The sequence below is a fragment of the Rhizobium leguminosarum genome (genome assembly GCF_019798305.1).
In the GTDB taxonomy this organism is placed as follows: domain Bacteria; phylum Pseudomonadota; class Alphaproteobacteria; order Rhizobiales; family Rhizobiaceae; genus Rhizobium; species Rhizobium leguminosarum_U.
Genome location: NZ_JAAXDD010000012.1, coordinates 12,113 through 33,271, shown reverse-complemented (window position 1 = coordinate 33,271; position 21,159 = coordinate 12,113). Strand labels below are relative to the sequence as shown.

19 protein-coding genes and 1 pseudogene are annotated in these 21,159 nt (G+C 60.5%); 10 read left to right on the top strand and 10 right to left on the bottom strand.

The window, feature by feature from the left end; all coding sequences use genetic code 11:
* Positions 1 to 38 precede the first annotated feature (38 nt).
* From HFO99_RS21395 to HFO99_RS21385, 3 genes are read right to left on the bottom strand one after another with little or no spacing between them, the layout of a single operon-like run.
* Positions 39 to 932 (bottom strand): SMP-30/gluconolactonase/LRE family protein, encoded by an 894-nt coding sequence (locus HFO99_RS21395; RefSeq protein ID WP_222363450.1) that lies wholly within the window; start codon positions 930 to 932, stop codon positions 39 to 41.
* Complete coding sequence (locus HFO99_RS21390; RefSeq protein ID WP_222247757.1) at positions 929 to 1,759, bottom strand: NAD-dependent epimerase/dehydratase family protein; 831 nt, start codon at positions 1,757 to 1,759, stop codon at positions 929 to 931. Before HFO99_RS21390 ends, HFO99_RS21395 begins: the two co-directional genes overlap by 4 nt.
* A 21-nt stretch (positions 1,760 to 1,780) precedes the next feature.
* Positions 1,781 to 2,494 (bottom strand): FadR/GntR family transcriptional regulator, encoded by a 714-nt coding sequence (locus tag HFO99_RS21385; RefSeq protein ID WP_222332219.1) that lies wholly within the window; start codon positions 2,492 to 2,494, stop codon positions 1,781 to 1,783.
* A gap of 320 nt (positions 2,495 to 2,814) precedes the next feature.
* Here HFO99_RS21385 and HFO99_RS21380 point away from each other — a divergent pair, with 320 nt between their 5' ends.
* The 6 genes from HFO99_RS21380 to HFO99_RS21355 all read left to right on the top strand — a co-directional run bounded on the left by HFO99_RS21380 (position 2,815) and on the right by HFO99_RS21355 (position 11,128).
* A complete protein-coding gene (locus HFO99_RS21380; RefSeq protein ID WP_222363448.1) occupies positions 2,815 to 4,752 on the top strand; it encodes an ABC transporter substrate-binding protein in 1,938 nt (645 codons plus the stop codon).
* A gap of 122 nt (positions 4,753 to 4,874) precedes the next feature.
* Entirely contained in the window at positions 4,875 to 5,861 is a 987-nt protein-coding gene (locus HFO99_RS21375; RefSeq protein WP_222363445.1) for an ABC transporter permease, read from the top strand.
* 8 nt (positions 5,862 to 5,869) lie between these two features.
* Positions 5,870 to 6,991 carry an ABC transporter permease gene (locus HFO99_RS21370; protein ID WP_130720867.1) on the top strand — a complete coding sequence of 374 codons (1,122 nt, stop codon included), beginning with the start codon at positions 5,870 to 5,872 and terminating at the stop codon, positions 6,989 to 6,991.
* Positions 6,992 to 6,998: 7 nt separating this feature from the next.
* Complete coding sequence (locus HFO99_RS21365) at positions 6,999 to 8,720, top strand: ABC transporter ATP-binding protein (RefSeq protein WP_222363443.1); 1,722 nt, start codon at positions 6,999 to 7,001, stop codon at positions 8,718 to 8,720.
* Positions 8,717 to 9,928 carry a mandelate racemase/muconate lactonizing enzyme family protein gene (locus HFO99_RS21360; RefSeq protein WP_222363441.1) on the top strand — a complete coding sequence of 404 codons (1,212 nt, stop codon included), beginning with the start codon at positions 8,717 to 8,719 and terminating at the stop codon, positions 9,926 to 9,928. The genes HFO99_RS21365 and HFO99_RS21360 overlap by 4 nt, the downstream gene beginning before the upstream one ends.
* A gap of 12 nt (positions 9,929 to 9,940) precedes the next feature.
* Positions 9,941 to 11,128: a galactarate dehydratase gene (locus tag HFO99_RS21355; protein WP_011649533.1), complete on the top strand. Its 1,188-nt coding sequence runs from the start codon at positions 9,941 to 9,943 to the stop codon at positions 11,126 to 11,128.
* Positions 11,129 to 11,266: 138 nt separating this feature from the next.
* Here HFO99_RS21355 and HFO99_RS21350 read toward each other — a convergent pair whose 3' ends face one another.
* The gene (locus HFO99_RS21350) at positions 11,267 to 11,839 is read right to left on the bottom strand and encodes an NADPH-dependent FMN reductase (protein WP_222363439.1); all 573 of its coding nucleotides are present in this window, start codon (positions 11,837 to 11,839) and stop codon (positions 11,267 to 11,269) included.
* A 34-nt stretch (positions 11,840 to 11,873) separates the two neighbouring features.
* Complete coding sequence (locus HFO99_RS21345; RefSeq protein WP_222363437.1) at positions 11,874 to 12,542, bottom strand: nitroreductase; 669 nt, start codon at positions 12,540 to 12,542, stop codon at positions 11,874 to 11,876.
* 174 nt (positions 12,543 to 12,716) lie between these two features.
* Between HFO99_RS21345 and HFO99_RS21340 the strand changes: the two genes are divergently transcribed.
* Positions 12,717 to 13,055 carry a hypothetical protein gene (locus tag HFO99_RS21340; RefSeq protein WP_222363702.1) on the top strand — a complete coding sequence of 113 codons (339 nt, stop codon included), beginning with the start codon at positions 12,717 to 12,719 and terminating at the stop codon, positions 13,053 to 13,055.
* Here HFO99_RS21340 and HFO99_RS21335 read toward each other — a convergent pair.
* On the bottom strand, positions 12,951 to 13,304 hold the full coding sequence (locus HFO99_RS21335; RefSeq protein ID WP_222247767.1) for an ArsR/SmtB family transcription factor: 354 nt from the start codon (positions 13,302 to 13,304) through the stop codon (positions 12,951 to 12,953). The two genes, HFO99_RS21340 and HFO99_RS21335, sit on opposite strands and share 105 nt — an antisense overlap.
* Here HFO99_RS21335 and HFO99_RS21330 point away from each other — a divergent pair.
* Positions 13,228 to 13,494: a hypothetical protein gene (locus HFO99_RS21330; RefSeq protein ID WP_222248143.1), complete on the top strand. Its 267-nt coding sequence runs from the start codon at positions 13,228 to 13,230 to the stop codon at positions 13,492 to 13,494. The genes HFO99_RS21335 and HFO99_RS21330 overlap by 77 nt on opposite strands.
* Before the next feature lies 1 nt (position 13,495).
* Here the strand turns inward: HFO99_RS21330 and HFO99_RS21325 are convergent, their stop codons facing one another.
* The 4 genes and pseudogenes from HFO99_RS21325 to HFO99_RS21310 all read right to left on the bottom strand — a co-directional run bounded on the left by HFO99_RS21325 (position 13,496) and on the right by HFO99_RS21310 (position 18,842).
* Positions 13,496 to 14,188 (bottom strand): response regulator transcription factor, encoded by a 693-nt coding sequence (locus tag HFO99_RS21325; RefSeq protein WP_222331935.1) that lies wholly within the window; start codon positions 14,186 to 14,188, stop codon positions 13,496 to 13,498.
* 1 nt (position 14,189) lies between these two features.
* Entirely contained in the window at positions 14,190 to 14,567 is a 378-nt protein-coding gene (locus tag HFO99_RS21320) for a response regulator (RefSeq protein WP_003550117.1), read from the bottom strand.
* 2 nt (positions 14,568 to 14,569) lie between these two features.
* Positions 14,570 to 15,211: a response regulator transcription factor gene (locus HFO99_RS21315; RefSeq protein ID WP_222331936.1), complete on the bottom strand. Its 642-nt coding sequence runs from the start codon at positions 15,209 to 15,211 to the stop codon at positions 14,570 to 14,572.
* Positions 15,208 to 18,842 (bottom strand): annotated as a pseudogene (locus HFO99_RS21310) (PAS domain-containing protein). Before HFO99_RS21310 ends, HFO99_RS21315 begins: the two are co-directional and overlap by 4 nt.
* Positions 18,843 to 19,251: 409 nt before the next feature.
* Here HFO99_RS21310 and HFO99_RS21305 point away from each other — a divergent pair.
* Positions 19,252 to 20,004 carry an SDR family oxidoreductase gene (locus HFO99_RS21305; protein WP_222363435.1) on the top strand — a complete coding sequence of 251 codons (753 nt, stop codon included), beginning with the start codon at positions 19,252 to 19,254 and terminating at the stop codon, positions 20,002 to 20,004.
* Positions 20,005 to 20,315: 311 nt separating this feature from the next.
* Positions 20,316 to 21,086: an alpha/beta fold hydrolase gene (locus HFO99_RS21300; RefSeq protein WP_222363433.1), complete on the top strand. Its 771-nt coding sequence runs from the start codon at positions 20,316 to 20,318 to the stop codon at positions 21,084 to 21,086.
* Positions 21,087 to 21,159 lie beyond the last annotated feature (73 nt).

Here is a 21,159-nt window from a genome sequence, read left to right as displayed (position 1 = left end):
CTATTCGCTGTCATTTCGAAGGGATGATCGGCTCCCTGTCATCCTGGAGGGTGGCCGGCACCAAAGCGGAAGGGCGGTAGACCCTCTGCATCCACGTCGAAGGCGATGACCGTCCCCGCCTCGAAACGTCCGGTGCGGTCCGTCGACAGGCTCGTGACAAAGAGGGTGCGCAGATCCGGCCCTCCGAAACACGGCATGGTCGGTGCCGCGACCGGCAGAATGTAGATCTCGACGATGTCGCCCTCGGGCGATATTCGGTTGAGGCGACCGGCGGAAACGCCGGCACTCCAGTAGAACCCGTCACGATCGGTTGTCGCGCCGTCGGGCCGACCCTCGTCTTCCGTGAAGCTGCGAAGCCGGCGCCCATCGCCGAGATCGCCCGTATCAGGATTGAAGTCGAATGCCTGCAGGAAGCATTGCCGGCTGTCGGAGTGATACATCCGCCGGCCGTCCGGCGACCAGGCAAGGCCGTTGGAACTCGTCAGTCCGGTTGCAACGGTCCGCGTGCGGCCATCGGCGCCTACGCGGTAAAGGGCGGCCTCATCGGTCTGCGGCTTGGCTTCGCTGAACGAACCGATCCAGAAGTGCCCGTCGGGGCCGACCTTTCCGTCATTGAGGCGGCAGTTGATGCGGCGCCCGACTGGATCCGACACCAGCTCGAAATCTCCCGAGACTGGATCGAAGAGATGGACGCCCGTCTGAAGCGCCACGACGATCCCATGATCGCGGCAAAGCCCGAGGGCGCCGATTGCAGCCGGCATGTCGAAGCGGTCGATCTTTCCAGAAGCGGAGAGCCGGACGATCGCCGGTGCCAGAATATCGACGAACCACAAAGTGCCGGTCTCTTCGTCCCAAACCGGTGATTCACCAACCGTCAGCGGTTGCTGGATAACGGAACGAACGTCCGGGCGGATGACCCGAGGCGGCGTCATTCAACCGTCTCCGGGCTTTTCGCCAAGCCATCAGCGTCGCGCATGCGGATGGTGCCGTCGTGATTGATCTCACAGAACCCGCCACCCTGGAATGCCAGCGCGACCGGCCCTTCGGACCCCTCTTCGATGTGGGCGTAATCGCGCGGCCGATCCTGCGGCTGGTAGCCCAATCGTGCCGCCAGCTCGTTGTCCCACCATTGCGTGTCCGTGTCGGAAACGCCGTAGACGACTGTTGCAGCGATCTGTGAGTGGGTGAGGCCGATCCTGACCAATTGCGCCAAGTCTCGCGCGCTGATCCAGATCGCAATGGATCTCTCGCTGTTGGGATAGGTGCCCGCATTGCCGATGCGGATGGAAAGAGAGCGAATACCCGATGTGTCGTAATAAAGCCCCGCTACAAGTTCGCCCCAGCATTTGGAAAGTCCATACGGGCTGTCGGGACGCATCGGGTCGAGCGGCGACACGAGCTGGCCGCGCGGATAAAAGCCGGTGGCATGATTGCTCGATGCATAGACGACCCGCTGGACCTTGTTGATCCGCGCCGCTTCGTAGAGATTGTATGTTCCAAGCACGTTCGCATGCAGAATGGCGTTCATATCGATGCCGCTGGCGATACCCGCCAGATGGACGACGCCGTCGATTTCCTTCAGCGCAGCCGTCGCCTCATCGAGATTTGTAAAGTCGGCCCTGACGAAAGTCTCGTTTTCGGCAAGCCCGTCAGGCTCCTGCAAATCGATCAGGATGAGGTGCTCGAAATGCGACCGAAGAAGAGGGCGCAGCAGCGTCCCCACACGTCCGGCAGCACCCGTCACAGCGACCCGTTTCATCGTCTCTCCTCTCATTATCGCTCAAACGCCCTGGAACATCCGGGCGCGAGCATTCAGTATGTGTGTCTTCATCGCATCATGCGCCTCTGTTTCCCGGTGCGCGAAGATCGCCTCGACGATCACCGCATGCTCATCCTGGACACTGCGAATCTGTTCCGGCGTCCGCTTCAAACTCAAGCTTCGCGTAACGGAATGTCCGATGGCGAAATGCGGCTTGAACCACTCGCGTAGGGTGATGTGGAACTGGTTACCGGTCGCCATGGCAATTGCATCGTGCAGAGCCTGGTCCTCCTCGGCGCCAAGCTCCCCGTTGCGCAAACATTGCTCGATCGAAAGAAGCGCTGCCGTTATCCGCTCCTTGTCGGCCGGTTGCCAGTTTCGCGCTGCAAGCTCCGCCGCCTCGGCTTCGAGGCCGGCGCGGAATTCGAAGAACCGCTGGACATCGGCGAGCGATCCGACCGGCACCATTTTCAGCATCGACGAATCCGGTCTTTGCCTGACATAGGAACCGGAACCTTTACGCGAAATGACCAGACCATCGGCTCTCAAGCGTTCGAGCGCTTCGCGCACGACGGGTCTCGACGCGCCGAAATCAGCGGCGAGCTTCGTCTCTGGCGGCAGTCGTTCGTTCACCGGAAAATTGCCGTCGGCGATCATCCCCACGATCTTCTCGTAGATGATGTCGCTGAAGCGCGTTGCGCCCTTGTTCGAAACGGCATCGACAGCGAATGTCACCATTGTCCTTTTCTCTCAACGCCGCGTGCGCCGTAGTTGGCAGCCGCACCTTGGCTGTTGCCGACCATAATGTTCAGGGCGGCATACAGCATCTGACAGATCTAACGTTTTTCGTCCTATTGGCCGTGTTTTTAGCGGCACAACATCGTATATCGATGCTGCATCGCTACGAAATTTGTAATTATCTGTCAACTCTTGTAATCATTTGGGAACGTGTCTATGGTTTCGGTCGTAGCGCCGAGGAGGGCGTCAGCGTCGGGTCGGGAGCCCGCCGCATCAGTCGGAGCAAAGGCTGCGCCGGCACAAAAGGGAGGAATTCGATGGCCAAAGAAATACTGTCGCGTGGTGTCACCCGCCGCGCCGTGCTTGGTGGCATGGCTGGTGTCGCCGCGCTGTCTATCGCCGGTCGCGTGTCTGCCGCAGGCGGCGAAGCGCCGGCCCTTGCGCAGCTCGCCAAGGATGGAAAGCTGCCGCCGCTCGCCGAGCGCCTGCCGAAGAAGCCGATGGTCGTCAAGCCGTTCGAAAAAGTCGGCACCTATGGCGGCTCGCTACGCCGCGGCCTTCGTGGTTCATCTGACCACAACGGCATTCTGCGCATGGTCGGCAACCAGAGTCTCGTGCGCTGGAACCTCGAATTTACCGCCGTGGAGCCGAATCTTGCCGAGCGCTGGGAAGTCAGCGACGACGCGACGCAATTCACCTTCCATCTGATCGAAGGCGTGCGCTGGTCGGACGGTCATCCCTTTACGGCTGATGACGTGGTTTTTGCGATCGAAGATTGCGTCAAGAACACCGAACTCTACAGCTCGACACCGGCGCAGCTCGCCGTCGCCGGCAAGCCGGTCACGGTCGAGAAGATCGACGATCATACGGTGAAGTTCACCTTTGCTGCGGCCAACGCGCTTTACCTGGAGAACCTCGCCACACCGCTTGGCCAGCATCCGACGCTGTTCCCCAAGCATTACTGCAGCCATTTCCTGCCGAAATATAATCCCAATATCGAGGCCGAAGCGAAAAAGGCCGGCGTCACCAGCTGGACGGAGCTGTTCCGCAGCCGTTGCGGCGACATCGAGATCCCGTCGCGATGGGGCAATGTCGACAAGCCGACGCTCGATCCATGGGTGGTCAAGGAGCCCTACGCCGGGGGTGCGACGCGCGTCGTCATGACCCGCAACCCTTATTTCTGGCAGGTCGACACCGAGGGCAACCAGCTTCCCTACATCGATGAAATCAACTTCAGCATCTCGCAGGACGTCGAATCGCTGATGCTGAATGTCATCTCGGGAAAGATCGACATCCAGGAACGCCATATCAGCGTGCTCGCCAACAAGCCGACGCTGTCGAAGAACATGGAGAAAGGCGATTATCGCTTGCTGACGCTCGTGCCTTCGGCGTCGCAGCAGTGCCAGATCTACTTCAACATCACCCACAAAGATCCTGCCATGCGCAAGATGTTTGCCGACAAGTCGTTCCGGCAAGCGCTCTCGATCGGCATCAATCGCCCGGAGCTCATCGACATCGTCTATTTCGGACAAACCGAGCCCTACCAGGCCGGGCCGCGTCCGACCCATCCCTGGTATCACGAGAAGTACGCGCGGCAATTCACCGAATATGACGCCGACAAGGCGGGCGCGATGCTCGATGAGGCCGGCTACAAGAAAGGCGGCGACGGCTTCCGGCTGCGGCCCGACGGCCAGAAGGTGTTCTTCTCGATCGACGTCATTCCCACCCTCAATCCCGACCTCGTCGATGCCCTGGAACTGGTCAAGACGCATTGGGCCCAGATCGGTATCGACATGAAGGTCAACACGATCGAGCGGGCGCTTTATTATACCCGCGGCGACGACAATGCCCATGATGCGCAGGTATGGCCGGGGCCGGGCGGCCTCGATCCGATGCTCGATCCACGCGATTTCTTCGCCTTCCATCCGCAGGGTTCGCGTTACGCCATTCCGTGGACGCTTTGGTACACTTCCAACGGTGCACGCGGCGAAGAGCCGCCGGAAAGCCAGAAGAAGCGTATGAAGCTGTTCGACGAGGCGCGTTCGACGGCCGATCTCGACAAGCGCGGCGCAATCATGAAGCAGATCTTCGACATCGCGGCGGAAGAATTCGAGACCGTCGGGCTTTGCCTTGCCGTTGGCGGCTTCGGCATCATCCGCAACAATCTGCGCAATGTTCCCGAAAAGCAGCCGGATAGCTGGTCCTGGCCCAATCCGGGGCCGGCAATGCCGCAGCAGTTCACCTTCACGAGCTGATTTCGTCTTAAGCGCCGTGCCCGACGGTACGGCGCTTTCTTTCAGTTCGCCCTCCGAGATGCCTTGCCGGCCCTGACGGCCGACAAGGCTCGGAGGGCGGCGTTCAATGCAAGAGGCGCCTCATGCTGGTCTTTATCGCCAAACGCTTCCTATGGATGATTCCATCGCTGTTTGCCGTCAGCTTCCTCGCTTTCGTGCTGATCCAGCTGCCGCCGGGCGATTATGTCACGACCTATATTGCGACGCTAGCAGCCTCCAACGAGATCGTCGATCAGAACACGGCGGCGCAATTGCGCGAGCGCTTCGGCCTCGGCGACCCGATGCTCGTCCAATATTTCAAGTGGATATGGGGCATTCTCACACGCGGCGACTTCGGCATTTCCTTCGAATGGCAGCAGCCGGTCTCTGACCTGATCTGGGAGCGCATGGCGCTGACGCTCGTTCTGGCTCTGTCGACATTGATCGCCACCTGGGCGATCGCGCTGCCGATCGGCGTCTTTTCCGCCGTGCGCAAATATTCGATCGGCGACTATTTCTTCACTGCCTTCACCTTCTTCGGCTTGGCCGTTCCGTCCTTCCTGCTGGCGCTCGTACTGATGTATGTCGCAGCAGTCGAATTCGGCCAGGATGTCGGCGGTCTCTTTTCGCCGGGATATGAGAACGCGGCGTGGAGCTTCGCCAAGATGGGCGATCTTTTCTCGCATCTCTGGCTTCCCGTCATCATTCTTGCCGTCTCCTCGACGGCGAGCCTTATCCGCGTGATGCGCGCCAACATGCTCGATGAGCTGCCGAAGCCATACGTGACCACGGCACGGGCAAAAGGTCTCTCCGAGTTCCGGCTGCTGGTGAAATATCCTCTGATGATCGCGCTCAATCCGTTCATCTCGACGATTGCCTGGCTGCTGCCCAACCTCATCTCCGGCTCGGTCGTCGTCGCCATTGTCCTCAATCTGCCGACGGCAGCACCTTTGCTGCTGCAGGCGCTGATGGCCCAGGACATGTATCTCGCCGGCGCCTTCGTTCTGCTGATCTGCGCGCTGACGCTGATAGGCTCCCTGATCAGCGATATCCTGCTTGCGCTGGTCGATCCCCGCATCCGGTTGGAATAGGAGCCGATATGGCCGACATCACCGTTACGAACATTCCGCCGGACCGCGCCGCCGTCGCATCGCAGTGGCAGCTTATCTGGTGGGCTTTCCGCCGGCATCGGCTGGCCATGGTCGCGCTCGTCGTCACCGTGCTGATGTATATCGTCGCCCTGCTTCCCGGCTTCTTCGCCATCAACGATCCGAATCTGCAAAATGCGCGAGCGACTTTTCACCCGCCGCAGAGATTGCATCTGATCGATACGCAGAACGGGTTCTCTTTTGGCCCGCATTATTATCCGATGAAGCTGACCCGCGATCCGGAAACGCTGGCCGCCATCTTCAAGGAAGACACGACAAAACGTGTCGACGTCCAGTTCTTCGGGCGCGGCTATGAATATTCGGTGTTCGGCCTGTTCAGGACCAACATCCATCTGATCGCCTCGCCCGACAAGACGACGCCGCTGCTTCTGTTCGGCGCCGACAGGCTTGGGCGCGATGTTTTCAGCCGAACGGTGCAGGGCTCGCAGATCTCGTTGTCGATCGGCCTCGTCGGTGTCTTCTTCTCGCTCATCCTCGGCATCGTGCTCGGCGGCATCTCGGGATATTACGGTGGCCGCATCGATTTCTTCCTGCAGCGGGTGATCGATTTCGTGCTGTCGCTGCCGACGATCCCGATCTGGCTCGCAATGGCCGCAGCCCTGCCGCAGGACTGGCCTGCGACGCTGCAATATATGATGATTACGATCATCCTGTCGCTGACCGGTTGGGCGCAGCTTGCCCGCGTCGTTCGCGGCCGCTTCCTGTCCTTGCGCACCGAGGAATTCGTCGCTGCCGCGAGGCTCGACGGTGTACGCGAAAGGCGCATCATCTTTCGCCATATGCTGCCGAGTTTCGCCAGCCATATCATTGCGTCGATCACGCTTGCGGTGCCGGCGATGATCCTTGCCGAAACCTCTCTCTCCTTCCTGGGACTCGGGCTGCAGCCGCCGACCATCTCCTGGGGCGTGCTTCTGCGCGAGGCCCAGAACATTCGCTCGATCGCCACCGCGCCATGGCTCTTCATGCCGGGCTGTGCCGTCGTGGTCGCCGTGATGGCGCTCAATCTTCTCGGCGACGGCCTGCGCGATGCGGCCGACCCCTACAACAAATGAGGCCGGCATGACCGATATCCTTCCCATTGCCGGCAGGCCGCTGCTCCAGGTGAAAAATCTGACGGTCGAGTTCCCTCTGCGCACCGGCGTCTTTCGCGCCGTCAGCGATCTGTCTTTCTCGATCGAGCCGGGCAAGACGCTCTGTGTCGTCGGCGAAAGCGGATCCGGCAAGTCGGTGACGGCGCGTTCGATCCTGCAGATCGTCGATGCGCCTGGCCGCATATCCGGCGGATCGATTACACTGAACGATCAGAACGGCGGCTCGATCGATCTGACCAGCCTCAATCCGCGCGGGCGTCAGATCCGAGCGATCCGCGGCCGCGACATCGCCATGATCTTCCAGGAGCCGATGTCGTCGCTGTCGCCGATCCACACGGTCGGCAACCAGATCGTCGAGGCGCTTCGCCTTCACACCAGGATGAGCAAGGCAGAGGCGCGTGCTGAAGCCATATCGCTGCTTAAGCAGGTCGAGATTCCCTCGCCTGATAAAGCGCTGGACCGATATGCCTTTCAATATTCCGGCGGGATGCGTCAGCGCGCGATGATTGCCATGGCGCTCGCCTGCAAACCGCAGCTGCTGATCGCCGACGAGCCGACCACGGCACTCGACGTGACGACCCAGGCTGAAATTCTCGACCTGATCGCCCGGCTGCAGAAGGCCAAGGGCATGGCCGTTCTGTTCATCACGCATGACATGGGCGTCGTGGCGCAGATTGCCGACGATGTGCTCGTCATGCACAACGGGGTCGCCAAGGAATATGCGCCGGTCGAGCAGATTTTTCATGCGCCGAAAGACGACTATACCCGGATGCTGATCGGCTCGGTGCTGAAGCTGGAAGCGAAGGCCGAAATCCGGTTGGCGCGCCCGCCGCTCGACACAACGGCGCCACCGATCCTCGAACTCCGCAATGTGTCGATGGATTTCGGCGAGGTGAAAGCGCTGGACGATGTTTCCATTTCGCTTCTGCCGGGCGAAACGCTCGGCATCGTCGGCGAGAGCGGATCTGGCAAGACGACGATGGGTCGCTCGATCATGCGGCTGATTGACCCCACAGCCGGCGAAATCCGTTATCGCCGCGCCGACGGCGACATCATCGACCTGGCAACGGCAAAAGGTCAGACGCTTGCCGCCGCAAGGCGGGAATTGCGAATGGTGTTTCAAGATCCTTTCGGCTCCCTCAACCCGCGCATGACCGTCTCCCAGATCATAGGCGAGCCGCTGCTCGTCAATGGCGTCGCAAAGGGGCGGGCTCTGGAAGAGCGTGTTTGCCACCTGATGGAGCAGGTTGGCCTCGACCCGAGGGCGCGCGAACGCTACCCGCACGCATTCTCCGGCGGCCAGCGTCAGCGCATCGGCATTGCCCGCGCCATCACGCTCAATCCGCGTGTCATCGTTGCCGATGAGGCAACCTCGGCGCTCGACGTCTCCGTGCGCTCGCAGGTGCTCGATCTGTTGATGCGCCTGCAGGACGAACTTGGCCTCGCCTATATCTTCATCAGCCATGACATCGGCGTTATCCGCTACATGTGCGACCGTGTCGGCGTCATGTACAAAGGCCAGCTCGTGGAAATCGGCGATGCGGAGAAGGTCTGCCGCACGCCCGAGCACGCCTATACGCAGGCGCTCATATCAGCGATCCCGCGTCCGGATCCGCGTGATCGCGATCAGTCGCGGCGTTTTCGCTACGTCGCGCCGGACATTCTGAAGAATGGGAGTTCTCTGCGATGAAAATCACCGGGATCCGCACTTTTCTCATGCATGTCGGTCAGCCCGATCCCGCCAAATGGGTTTCCGACCAATGTTCCGGTGGTGGCGCCTCCAAGCAGTTCGGCGGCACCAGAAACTGGCTCTTTCTGAAGATCGATACCGACGAGGGCATCACCGGTATCGGTGAATGCTCAGGCTGGCCGCGCGTCGTCGAGACGGCGATCCATGATCTCGCCCCACTCCTCGTGGGCGAAGATCCGGCCCATATCGAACGGCTGTGGCAGAAAATGCATATCGCGATGATGGGCCACGGCGTGCTCGGGACGGTCGGAGGCGGTGCGATGACCGGCATCGACATGGCGCTATGGGACATCAAGGGCAAGGCGCTCGGTGTCCCTGTCTGGATGCTGCTCGGCGGCAAGATGCGCGACCGTATCCCGATCTATTCGCATGCGAATACGCCCGAGCGCGCGCTTGCCATCAAAGCACGCGGCATAAAGGCGATCAAATGCGGCGGTGTCGCCGATCCGGTCCGCAAGGTTGCCGCCCTGCGCGACGCCGTCGGCGACGATATGGACATCGCCATCGATCTGCATGGGCCGCCATGGCTGACACCGTCGGATGCCTGCCGGCTGGTTCGGGCGCTCGAACCCTATGAATTGATGTGGGTGGAAGATCCGATCGCGCCGGAGAATATCGACGGCTACCGACGGATCCGCGACGCAGCGCATGTGCCGCTGGCGGCCGGCGAGCGCTTTGCAACCATCTTCGGCGAGCGCGAACTCATCGAAAAGGAACTGGTCGACGTGATCCAGCCGGATACCGGCCGCGCCGGCGGCATCACCCAGATGAAGAAGATCGCGGCCATGGCCGAAGCCCATCATATCCAGATGGCGCCGCATTCGGGCTCGCTCGGGCCGGTGGCGGAATATGCGGCTTTGCATCTGCTTGCGGCGATCCCGAACGCCCTCATCCTCGAGCGCCTCGATGATGACTGGGATGGCCGCCGCCAGACGATCTTGCCGCATCCCGAGCAGGTCGACGGCTTGATCGCCGTTCCTGATGGCCCGGGACTTGGCTGCGATATCGACGAGGCCTTCGTGGCGCGCTTCCCCAGCAACGGCAATGTCTCGGTGCCGCAAAGTGCCGGTGCTTACAATCCCGGAACCGACAACGAGCATCTCTACGTGCAGACGCGCCAGTCGCGCCGTAGCTATTTCAATCGCTAGAAGGACAGAAAGATGAAGATCGACCGCATGCGGGTTTTCATGACCCGCGACAAGGACCGTCCGCGCGTGATCGTCGCGCTCGACACCGATGACGGGCTGACGGGTTGGGGCGAATGCTACAATCACGGCCCCGACAAGGCGCTGCCGCCGCTGCTCGATTATCTCTACGGATTTGTCTCCGGCCAGGACCCGACACGCGTGGAGTATCTCGTCAATCTGCTGATCCAGCAGAGCCGCTTTCCGCCGGGGGCGCTTGGCCTTGCCGCGATCTCCGCGCTCGATCACTGCCTGTGGGACCTTGCGGCCAAGGCAGTGAATGTCCCAGTCTACAAGCTGCTGGGCGGCGAAGTGCGCGACCGCATCAAGGTCTATGCCGGAGTATACACCGCACCGGATGCGCCGGCGGCCCGCGACGAGTTCGATCGTCTGAAGGAGGGATGGGGGTTCACCGCCTTCAAGCTCAGCCCCTGGCGGATCGACATGCACTCCAACCGCTGGGGCAATGTCGTCAAAGCCTCGGCGGATTATTTCCGCTCGCTGCGCGAAACGGTCAATGACGAATACGAGATCGCCTTCGATGCCCATGCGAAGATTTTCGAACCGATCGCCGCTCGTCAGCTCGGCAATGCGCTGGCGCCTTATGACCCGCTGTTTTTCGAGGAGCCGCTGCGTCCCGAGAACATCGAGGCTTGGGGCGACCTGAAACAAGGGCTCAACTGCACACTTGCGACCGGCGAGTCGCTCTACAACAGAAACGAGTTCCTGCGGCTGCTGCAGGTCAAGGGCGCCGACCTCATCCAGCCCGACATCTGCGTCGTCGGCGGCATCAGCGAAATGCGCCGCATCGCCACACTCGCCGAAGCCTTCTTCGTCGGCGTGGCGCCGCACAACCCGATGGGCCCGCTTGCAACGGCGGTCAATGTTCATTTTTCGGCGGCGGCACAGAATTTCCGCATCCTCGAATACCGGCTGCCAAAAGGACAGGCCTATGTCTACGGCGGCCTCGATATCGAGAAGCGGGAGGGAGAAACCCGTTACGTCGTTGATCCCTATCTGCCGAAGGACGGCTATCTCGAATTGCGTCCCGATCGGCCGGGCTGGGGCGTCGAAATGGACGAGAAGGCGATGGAAGAGGAAGGCTACATCCATTGGCAGCGGCGCGTGCCGAAGCGGCCCGACGGCTCCTACGCCTTCGCCTGAGGGCATTGCGCGCTTTAAAAACAGGAGTTGGCCGCCCGGATGGACGCGGCCAGCTTTGCGACCCTTCCAGGCATCTGAGGAACAGACCCTTTGCGATTGGAAGGAACAGGATATCGCGATCCTTGGTCCAAGCGCCCTCTAGGCATCTTTCGGCAGCACTGAGCGAACCCTTGCGATGAAGACATGGAAGTCCTGCATGAAAGTGCGAAGGAAATCGGCGGTGGTGTCGTTCGTGACCTCGCCGTCATCGGTGATCAGCCCTGGTGTGAACTGGATGTAGGCTTCCGGGGCATTCATCTGAGGAGAGTTGCAGAAACTGAGCACGCTGCGCAAATTCTGCTGGGCGACTGCTGTGCCTATCGCGCCCGGCGACGTGCCGATCACTGCTGACGGCTTACGTGTGAACGAGTTGGTGCCGTAGGGGCGGCTCGCCCAGTCAATTGCGTTTTTCAGCCCGCCGGGTATGGACCGATTGTATTCGGGCGTGACGAACAGCACGGCGTCGACGGCCGCGATTGCCGCCTTGAATCCCTTGCCAGCCGGAGGGTAGTCGGCGTCATAGTCGTAGCTGTAGAGCGGCAGGTCCTTGAAGGATATCTCCGACATTTCAAGTTCCGGCGGGGCGAACCGTACCAACGCCTTGGCGAGCTTGCGGTTGATCGAGCCCTTGGCGAGGCTGCCGATGAGATAGCCTACTTTATGTGTGGTCATGGCGTTTTCCAATGTCTCGCATGATGATCGCAAGTCACTGATCGCCGAGGAACGTGACCGTCTCGTCGAGCGGGGCGCGGCCCGTACGGGCGTAACTGACCGTGGGGTCCTCGTACCCGATCGACATGCCGCAGAAGAGGATCAGCCCATCCGGGGGTGACAGGACCTCCGCGACCGTCTCGCGAACCTGCGACCACGCCATCTGCGGGCAACTGTGCAGACCTTCGGCGCGGAGCAGCAGCATGACGGTCTGCAGATACATGCCGACGTCGGCCCATTGGGGTAGGCCCAGGTCACGGTCGATGTAGCAAAACAGGGCGGCGGGCGCGCCGAAACAGTTCCAGTTGGCGATTGCTGCCCGCTGGCGCGCCTCCCAGTCCTCGCGTGCAATGCCGAGCGCGCTGTAGCGCTCCTTGCCGAAGGCGGAGCGGCGCTCCCCGTAGGGGGGCTTCAGCCCGGGAGGGTACATCTCGTACTGCCGCTTGTCCCAGGCGTCGCCATGGGCCACGCGCTCGACGGCGGACGTCTTGAGCTCTGCCAGCGGTGCACCGGTCATCACGTAGGTGTTCCACGGCTGGATGTTCGACCCTGATGGCGACCAAGCTGCGGCGGCCAGCACACGCTCAAGTACCTCCCTCTTCACGGACTCGCCTTTAAATCCGCGCACCGACCGTCGACTTTTGACAGCCTCATATACGTCCATGATCGCCCCCATACCGCCGGCCGTTCGTTACGTCCATAGTCATGGCCGTCTCCTGCTGACTGTTCCGTTCCTGATGTGATTCATTATCTCCATTCGCAATGGAGACGTAATCACACCGTGGTCTAGGAGGCGTACATCAAACGTACATCAGGGACCGATGCGTTCGAGGGGCATGTGGGCGAAGCATCGCGGGATTCCCGTGCCACGGGCATCCCGGCCTGGAATTACGCCCCTGAACGGCCTCAGCTTGGCGCTTACGCTCAAGCCGCAGTCATCTCTTTCAAAACCGCTTTCTTCGCCATTGCGCTGCTCTTCGTTGCCGCGGTGCCGATCCCGAGTGCCTACAAGATCAACCTCAGCAGAATGGACGCCAATCATGAGCTGCAAGAGCAACGCTTCGTCATTTCGTCAGGCGCCTGCGGCTCGGGCACGTTCTCCTTCGGTGCCACGGTGCCATCCGAAGATGTCGGCGAGCGTATCGAGCATCGGCGTGGCCGCGGCGGATTGAAGTGAATAGTAGATCGTCTGGGCAGCCCTTCGCGGCTGCACGAGTTCCTGCTCTCGAAGAATTGCCAAATGCTGGGAAGTCGAAGATTGGCTCAATCCCACCTCGTCGGCCAGAACGCCCACGGACATTTCTCCTTCGGCCAGCAGATGCAGAATGTGAAGCCGTTTGGCGTTCCCTATGGCCGACAAGAAGTTTGCTTCGTTTTCGAAGGCGTTGGTTTCAGGGGAAGGCGCGGTTGACGATCGATTGTTCAAGGCGAGATCTCCTTTGGGGAACCAAAGCCGGGTCATATCCCCGAGCTTTAATTTAGAGATAACGCATGGGTGCGGGGCCGAAACCCATTATCGGCGCCGCATCGTCTTTTCCGGCGCGAATCGGATACGGCGCGCATCAAATGGACAGCGGCGGCAGATCATGTTCGAGGCCGGCATCCTTCGCCTGTAAGCTAGCGCGGGCCGACCTGGCGCATTTGTGCGGGCAGTGTTTCCCAGGCCCGGATCAGTTCGCCGATGGAGGCGGCCTCCATCTTGTGCATGACATTGCTGCGGTGCAGCTTTACCGTCACTTCGCTGATGCCCAGATCGAAAGCGATCTGCTTGTTGAGGCGTCCGCGTGCCACTTCATGCAACACCTCGCGCTCGCGCTGCGTCAGCGTCTCCAAGCGCTTGATATTGCGCTTGGCGATGGCAGCTTCCGCCCGTCGCTCGGCATCCATCGCAATGGCCGCACTGATGGCGTCGAGCAGCGTCTGGTCCCGCGCCGGTTTGGTGAGAAAGTCCACAGCGCCGGCCTTCATCGCCTGAACGGTCATCGGGATGTCGCCATGTCCGGTCAGGAAGATGATCGGTTTGGAAATGCCGTTTTCGGCCAGATGACTCTGCAGGTGGAGGCCACTTGCTCCCGGCATGCGTACATCAAGGATCAGGCAGCCGGGACTATCCAAGATATCGGCGTCAAGCAATTCGCGGGTCGAAGCAAAACTGGTCGACTGGAAACCCGCCGACAAGATCAGCTCAGACAGTGCCTCGCGCACCGAGGCGTCGTCATCGACGATTATGACAAGCGGCTGGTTCTCTTCATAAGTGCACTGCAGTGATAACGGCGCCGATCTCCGCTGCAACGGCTGGTCAACTCTCATGTCACCCTCCATCTGTCGATTTATGCAAAGCATTGGCGATGGCCGCCAGCAGGGCCTGGGCATCGAACGGCTTGCGGAAAAATCCGCTCGCGCCTTGAGCGCGTCCCTGATCGGCTATCTCGTGGCGGCCGGTGATCATGAAGACCGGCAGCTCCGGACGTGACTTCCTCACGAGGTCACGAAGTTCGAAGCCGTCGATGCCAGGCATTCCGATATCGGTGATGAGCAGGTCGAGGTCCGACAGCCCGTTGACGAGCAGCGAGCCCGCCGACGAGAAGCTGCGGGCCACATAACCCGCAGATTCCAGAAGGTCGCCCATCGATTCCAGCAACCTTGGATCGTCATCGACAATTGCCACGACGTGTCTTGTCTTGTTCATGTTCAAGTCCCTCCCACTCGTCGCGAGTGGGTTATTGGTATTTCCAATCTCTCCGCGATCCGCACCAGATCGGCGAGCGACGCCGCCGCCATTTTCTGCATCACATTTCTTCTGTGGATTTGCAGCGTCACTTCGCTGATCCCCAATTCGGCTGCCGCCTGCTTATTGAGAAGGCCGCTGACAACGAGTGGCAGCACCTCGCGCTCTCGCGGCGTCAGGTCGAGATAGTGCCGTCTGAGCATGTCGATCTCGGCGCGCTCGGCTCTCTTTTCCCGATCCTGAGCAAGCGCCGCCTGGATTGCCGCCATGAGATCCGCATCGCTGAACGGTTTGGTCAGGAAATCTACCGCGCCATGCTTGATCGCACGCACGGAGGAGGGAATGTCGCCGTGTCCCGTAATGAAGACGATCGGCGGATGATCCCTGTCGGCGATCTGCCTCTGCAGATCGAGGCCGTTGATGTCAGGCAGCTCGATATCCAGCACGAGGCAGGCGGGCACGTCCGGCTTGTCCGCTCTCACATAGTCGCCTGCAGATGCGAAGGTAATGGCGCGCATGCCGTGCGAGTCCAGCAACTCGCCGAGCGCTTCCCGAACACGTTCATCATCGTCGACGATGAAGACGATATGGTCGTCAACCGTCATGGCACCGCCTTCGTTTCAATAGGCAATGTGAAGATCAACGTGGCTCCGCACGGATTGTTCTTCTCGGCCCACAATCGTCCGCCGTGCAATTCGACGATCGAGCGGCAGATGGCCAGCCCCATGCCCATGCCGTATTCTTTCGTCGTAAAGAACGGCTCAAACATCCTTTCGGGAAAGTCGATGCCCTGTCCGCGATCGCTGATCTCGGTCTGGAGGATATTCCCAATCAGGCGCACGCGGATTTCGATGACGTTGTCACCTGTCGTGGCGTCCATTGCCTCGATGCCGTTGCGGATGAGATTGATCAGAACCTGCTGGATCTGGACGCGGTCGATTGCGATGAGCGGAAGGGTGGCGTCGACCTCCGCCTCTATCCGAACGTGACGACGCCAGGCCTCGTCAGCCATCAGGTTGCGCACTTCGTTGACGATACCGGAGAGCGTCGATGGGATCCTCCTGTCCACGGATTGCTTGAACAGAGCGCGAATACGGCTGACGACATCTGCGGCCGAGTTGGCATCCCGGATGATACGCTCGACCGTCCTCTGTGCCCGCTCCATATTCGGCGGCTCGGCCATGAGCCAACGCTGGCAGGCGTGTGAGTTGGCCACGACGGCCGCAAGCGGCTGGTTCACCTCGTGGGCAATGGAGGCTGAAAGCTCGGCCAGGCTCGCCACCTGGCTCGCCCGTGCAAGACCCTCTCGCGCCCGACGCAAATCTTCCTCCGCGTGAACTTCACCGTCGATATCGAGGCAGATGACATTCCACTGGACGATGACGCCTTCGGCATTGCGCATCGGTGCCGCGCGCGTCTCGACCCAACGGTATTCACCATCATGGCGCCGCAGACGGTGCCTACGCGCATAGGGCTCGCCAGTGGACAATGAATGGGCATAGTTTTCTTTGACCCCTGCCACATCGTCAGGATGAACCCCGGCATCGAGTGTGCCGTCCAGCCGGGTTTTGCCTGTTCCATCCAACTCATCGAGATTATAACCGAGGAAGTCGCGCAGTTGCTGGCTGCGATAGATCGGCTCCCCATCAGGTGCTGCGCAATCGATCATTGCCGGCAGCGTTTCAACGAGCTGCGAGAGCGATCGTTCTCTTTCCCGCAACGCCTCCTCGACGCGTAGTTGATCGTCGATGTCATGCGAGAGACCATACCATTGCACGATCCGGCCGCTTTCATCCCGCAACGGCTCCGCGCTGCCTTTCACCCATCGGTAGACGCCGTCGGCGCGCCGCAGGCGATACTGCTTCGAAAAGCCCTCGCCGGTGACGAGGGAATGGTTGAGCGCTTCGGCGAGGCTGGCGGCATCATCGGGATGGACGGCGGCTTCGATGAGGGCTGCCAGCCGGCTCAAGCCGGGCTTTTCCATATCGGCGATGCCGAGACCGAGAAAATCGATCAGGCGCTGGTTGAAGAAGGTCGGGGTGCCTTCCGAGTTGAGCCGCCAGAGCAGGCTGGGAACCATATCCACCAGTTGCGAAAGCTCTCGCTCGCGGTCGCGCAGCGCTTCCTGCGCACGCATCTCGTCGTCGATGTCGACTGAGATCACATACCATTGCATGATTGCGCCGCTTTGATCCCGCAGCGGTTCCGCGCGGCCGTCGACCCAGCGATAGGCACCGTCGAAACGGCGCATGCGGTATTTTATCGAGAAGGGATCGCCGCTGGCGAGGGAATGGTGAACCGTCTCCAGCAACCTCGGTGCGTCATCGGGATGGACGAGGGTGTGAATGACCGAGGCGAGGCGGCTCATGTCGGGCCTGTCCATGTCGCCTACGTCGAGACCGAAAAAGTCGATCAGCCGTTTGTTGAAGAAGACCGGCTCGCCTTCCGGCGTCAGGCGCCTGATCTGAGCCGGGACCATGTCGACGAGCTGCGAGAGTTCGCGCTCTCGGTTGCGCAACGCCTCCAGTGCGCGTACCTCATCGTCGATGTCGAGAGAAACGCCATACCATTCCGCGACCGTTCCGCTTTCGTCGCGCCGAGGCTCCACCCGGCACTCCGCCCAGCGGTAGACGTCATCCTTTTCGCGCCAGCGAAATCGCATCGCGGAGCCGTCGCCGGTTTCGAAGCAGTTCCGGAGCGTGCGCTGGATATCGGGAGCGTCTTCGGGATGAACCAGCTGCTGCAGCAGATCGTCGATGCGCGGTTCACCGAGAGCGTCGAAATCGGCGATAACCGAGCGGAAATGGTCCTGATACCGCTTGTTGAAATAGAACGACCCGCCGCTAGGCTCTACACTCCAGATGCGGACCGGCACGGCGTCTATGATCTGCTGAAGCTGTTGTTGGCTCCGACGCACAGCGTCCTCGGCCTGGACCTGATCGTCGATGTCGTGACAAAGGCCGTACCACTGGACGATGCGCCCCGCCTGATCCCGCATTGGCTCGGCCCGGCTCGACATCCAGCGATAAATTCCGTCGGCGCGGCGCAAGCGATAGCGGATGGCGAAGTTCTCGCCCGTGAGAATACACCTCCGCAGGGCATCACCGAACCCCACCGCATCTCGGGATGAACAGTGGCGTCCAGGAGCGCCTCCAGCCGACTCATGCCCGGCTTGTCGAAATCCACGACATCCAGACCGAGAAAATCGACCATCCGCCTATTGAAGAATGTCGGCTCGCCATCGGGCGTCAGGCGCCACACATGGCTCGGAACCATATCCACGAGATGCGAAAGCTCCTCCTCCCGTTCCCGCAATGTTTCTATGCTTTGGCGCAAATTGAGCAATGCCGACTGGTGCTGCCGGGAAATGGCGGCCACGATGAGCGCCGAAAATGCCGAGATGGCCAAAAAAAGCTGCAGCATGACCTGCTTGTGCTTCTGGGACTCGGGATCGCCGGCGAACTGGCTGGTCCCCGTTATCGTAAACAGCGCCGTGATCAGTGCGAGGAGAGCCAAGGATACGGCAGCACCTTTGAACTCGAAGCGAACGGCAGCCCAAAGAAGGGGCGGCATGATGATGTATGCGAAGGGGAGGTAGCCGCTCAGAGAAAGAGCGGCAACGCCGAGAAAGATTAACCCCAGGACGCCAGCTTCCACCCATTGCGCGGCCGAGAGCTGGGTCTTGCCGCGCCAGCTATGAAACACAACCAGCGCCAGCGGCGCGACGATCAAGACACCGGTGGCGTCTCCGATCCACCATAGAGGCCAAGCCGTTGCGAAGGATTGCGATTGCATGCCAAACCATGCCAGGGTCGCACTTCCCACAGTCGCGCTGACGATGGGCGCAATCCCTGCGCCCAGTACGACAAATGCGAAAACGTCCTGCAGGGTTTCAAACCGAACTGGCCGCTTCAAAGCCTGGTTGACGAGCCATGCTCCGGCCACCGCTTCAAGAGCGTTGCCGATGTAGATCAGGACGGCCGCAGGCAGGGGGCTGTGAAACCACACGTAATTGCTGAACAATTCAGCCAGGCAGCCCCCCAGTACCCACCAAGGCCAGCTGTAGCGGGAGGCGAGGACAAGTGTTGCGATGAAAAGCCCGCTCGCGGGCCAGATGGAAATGCCGGTTCCAGGGACGATCGCCAGCGACTGTGCGAATCCGCAGGCCAGCACATAGGCCACGATGAAAAGCCCTAGATACAGGGGTTGGGGGCGGTGCGACCAGACGCTCATCATCAGCTGCTCCTGCCGGACAGACAAAGCCAACGGATCGTCGGCGTTTCGTACCGTAGTTCTTCTCGATTTCGGGGCTGGCGAGCTCATGTTCAAACCGTAACCCCGCCACATTACAACCGCAACTCATGGAAACCCATGCATTGCGCGGGGATGTAGCCGCCGTGCCGGGGTCGGCACTTTTGCGCGCACGAGGAATTGGGGACCTGTTCTGCCTTCCTGGTGCGTCATCCTAACCGTTGGGCTGGCTTTCCTAGACCTACGGCTAAAGCGACCGAACCCCATGGACGATAGAGCGCGCCTGGCTTTCCGGTCATTGTCGATCCAATCGATCGCCAGACATTGAAGACGGGAAGCCCGTCGGCGATCTCGTCCTTATTCGCGCCGCGCAATGCAACAAAGGGGTGCTGAGATGAAAATCACAGTGGCGGGAGCAACCGGTGTTGTCGGAACACGGCTCAGTGAAAACTTGCGCCAGTCCGGTCATCAAGTCGCGGCCGCGTCGTTGTCGCTCGGCGTCGACACCATCACCGGAAAAGGCCTTGATACGGCCTTGGCAGGGGCTGAGGTCATTGTTGATGTTACCAACGCGGCGTCCTTCGGCGACCGCGCAGCGCACGAATTTTTCAGGGCTTCGACCAGGAATTTGCTTGCTGCCGCAGCTGAGGCCGGCGTCAGCCACTATCTTGCACTTTCCGTCGTCGGCACGCCGCGTCTCGTTGAAAGCGATTACTTCCGCGCGAAAATGGTCCAGGAGAATCTCATCAGGGCGTCAAAGCGACCCTATACCATTCTCCGCTCCACACAGTTTTACGAGTTCATCAGCGGATTGATCGATACCGGTGCCGATGGTGATGTCTTTCGATTGCCGCCGGCGTTCATGAAACCGGTCGCAGCTGGAGACGTCGCCGCGTTGCTGGCGGAACTGGCAATGGGAGCGCCGCTGGACGATGTCGCCGAAATCGGCGGCCCGGAGCAACTCGGTATTGATGAAATCGCTCGGATCTATCTCGCCGCGAATGAAGATGAACGGCAGGTGATAACGGATCGATCCGCCTCCTATTTCGGCGTTGAATTGACCGACGACGCGTTGCTTCCGGGCGCCGGCGCGCGAGTGGCGACCGAGAAGCTCTCCGACTGGCTCTATCAATCGATGGGGGAGTAGGCCGCACGGCTTTTTGCCGGCAGCTAAGGGATTTAAAATTGACCTGCCGCTGAACTTTCACCTCACTTCGATTGGAGCCCTGGCGCCTTTTGAATACGCCAAATGGCGCGGCCCAGTGGAATCGCAACAGTTTCCTAGAGTAAGAGCCGGATGCGGCGATGGACCGGCATCGTTGCCGGGTCTGGTCTGAGCAATGCGTGTGGCCTCATGGCTCACCGCAATCGTCAATCGAGGTGAACGGGAATTTCAGGACTTGTCTTCTGAAAGATTGTGCACTAAGGAATCGGGCGCGATACAAAAGGAGTTTGACTATGTTGAAGATATTTGTCGCCGCTGTCGCGATCACCGCAGGCGGCCTTTTGAACGCCCATGCGGCCGAAAAGCCGACGGTCGTCCTTGTGCATGGCGCATTTGCCGACGCCTCCAGTTGGAATGGCGTGATCACACGTCTCGAAAAAGATGGATATCCGGTGGTGGCGGTCGCTAATCCGCTTCGAAGTGTAACGTCCGATGGCGATTACGTAGGCAAAGTGGTTGCGGGATTGAAGACCGACGTCGTTCTCGTCGGGCACTCCTACGGTGGTTCAGTGATCAACGAGGCAGCAGCAGGCAGCACCAATGTCAAATCGCTCGTCTTCGTCGCGGCGTTCGCGCCCGATGTTGGGGAAACTGCCCTCGTGCTTTCGGGCAAGTTTCCCGGAAGCACGCTCGCGCCGACCCTTGCGGAACCCGTCCCGTTGGATGGTGGAGTAAAGGACCTGTACATCAAGCAGAGCGCGTTTCACGATCAATTCGCTGCAGATGTATCCAAGGCGGAGGGCAAGCTGATGGCCGCAACACAGCGCCCAATCACCGATAAGGCTCTTGGCGAGGCCTCGACTGTGGCGAGCTGGAAGAAGATCCCGTCTTGGTTCGTCTATGGTGACGCGGATAAAAACATACCGCCAAAGGCGCTAGGATGGATGGCAGAACGAGCGGGTTCTAAAGAGACGGTTGTGGTTAAAGGCGCGTCTCACGTCGTGATGGTCTCTCATCCCGATAAAGTCGCGAAGATCATCGAAGACGCTGCGTCCAACAAATAAACGGCGCATTGTATTTCTGCGACCGGATCAGCATTGATCCGGTCGTGGCAAGGCAATACGCAATGCGAGATAC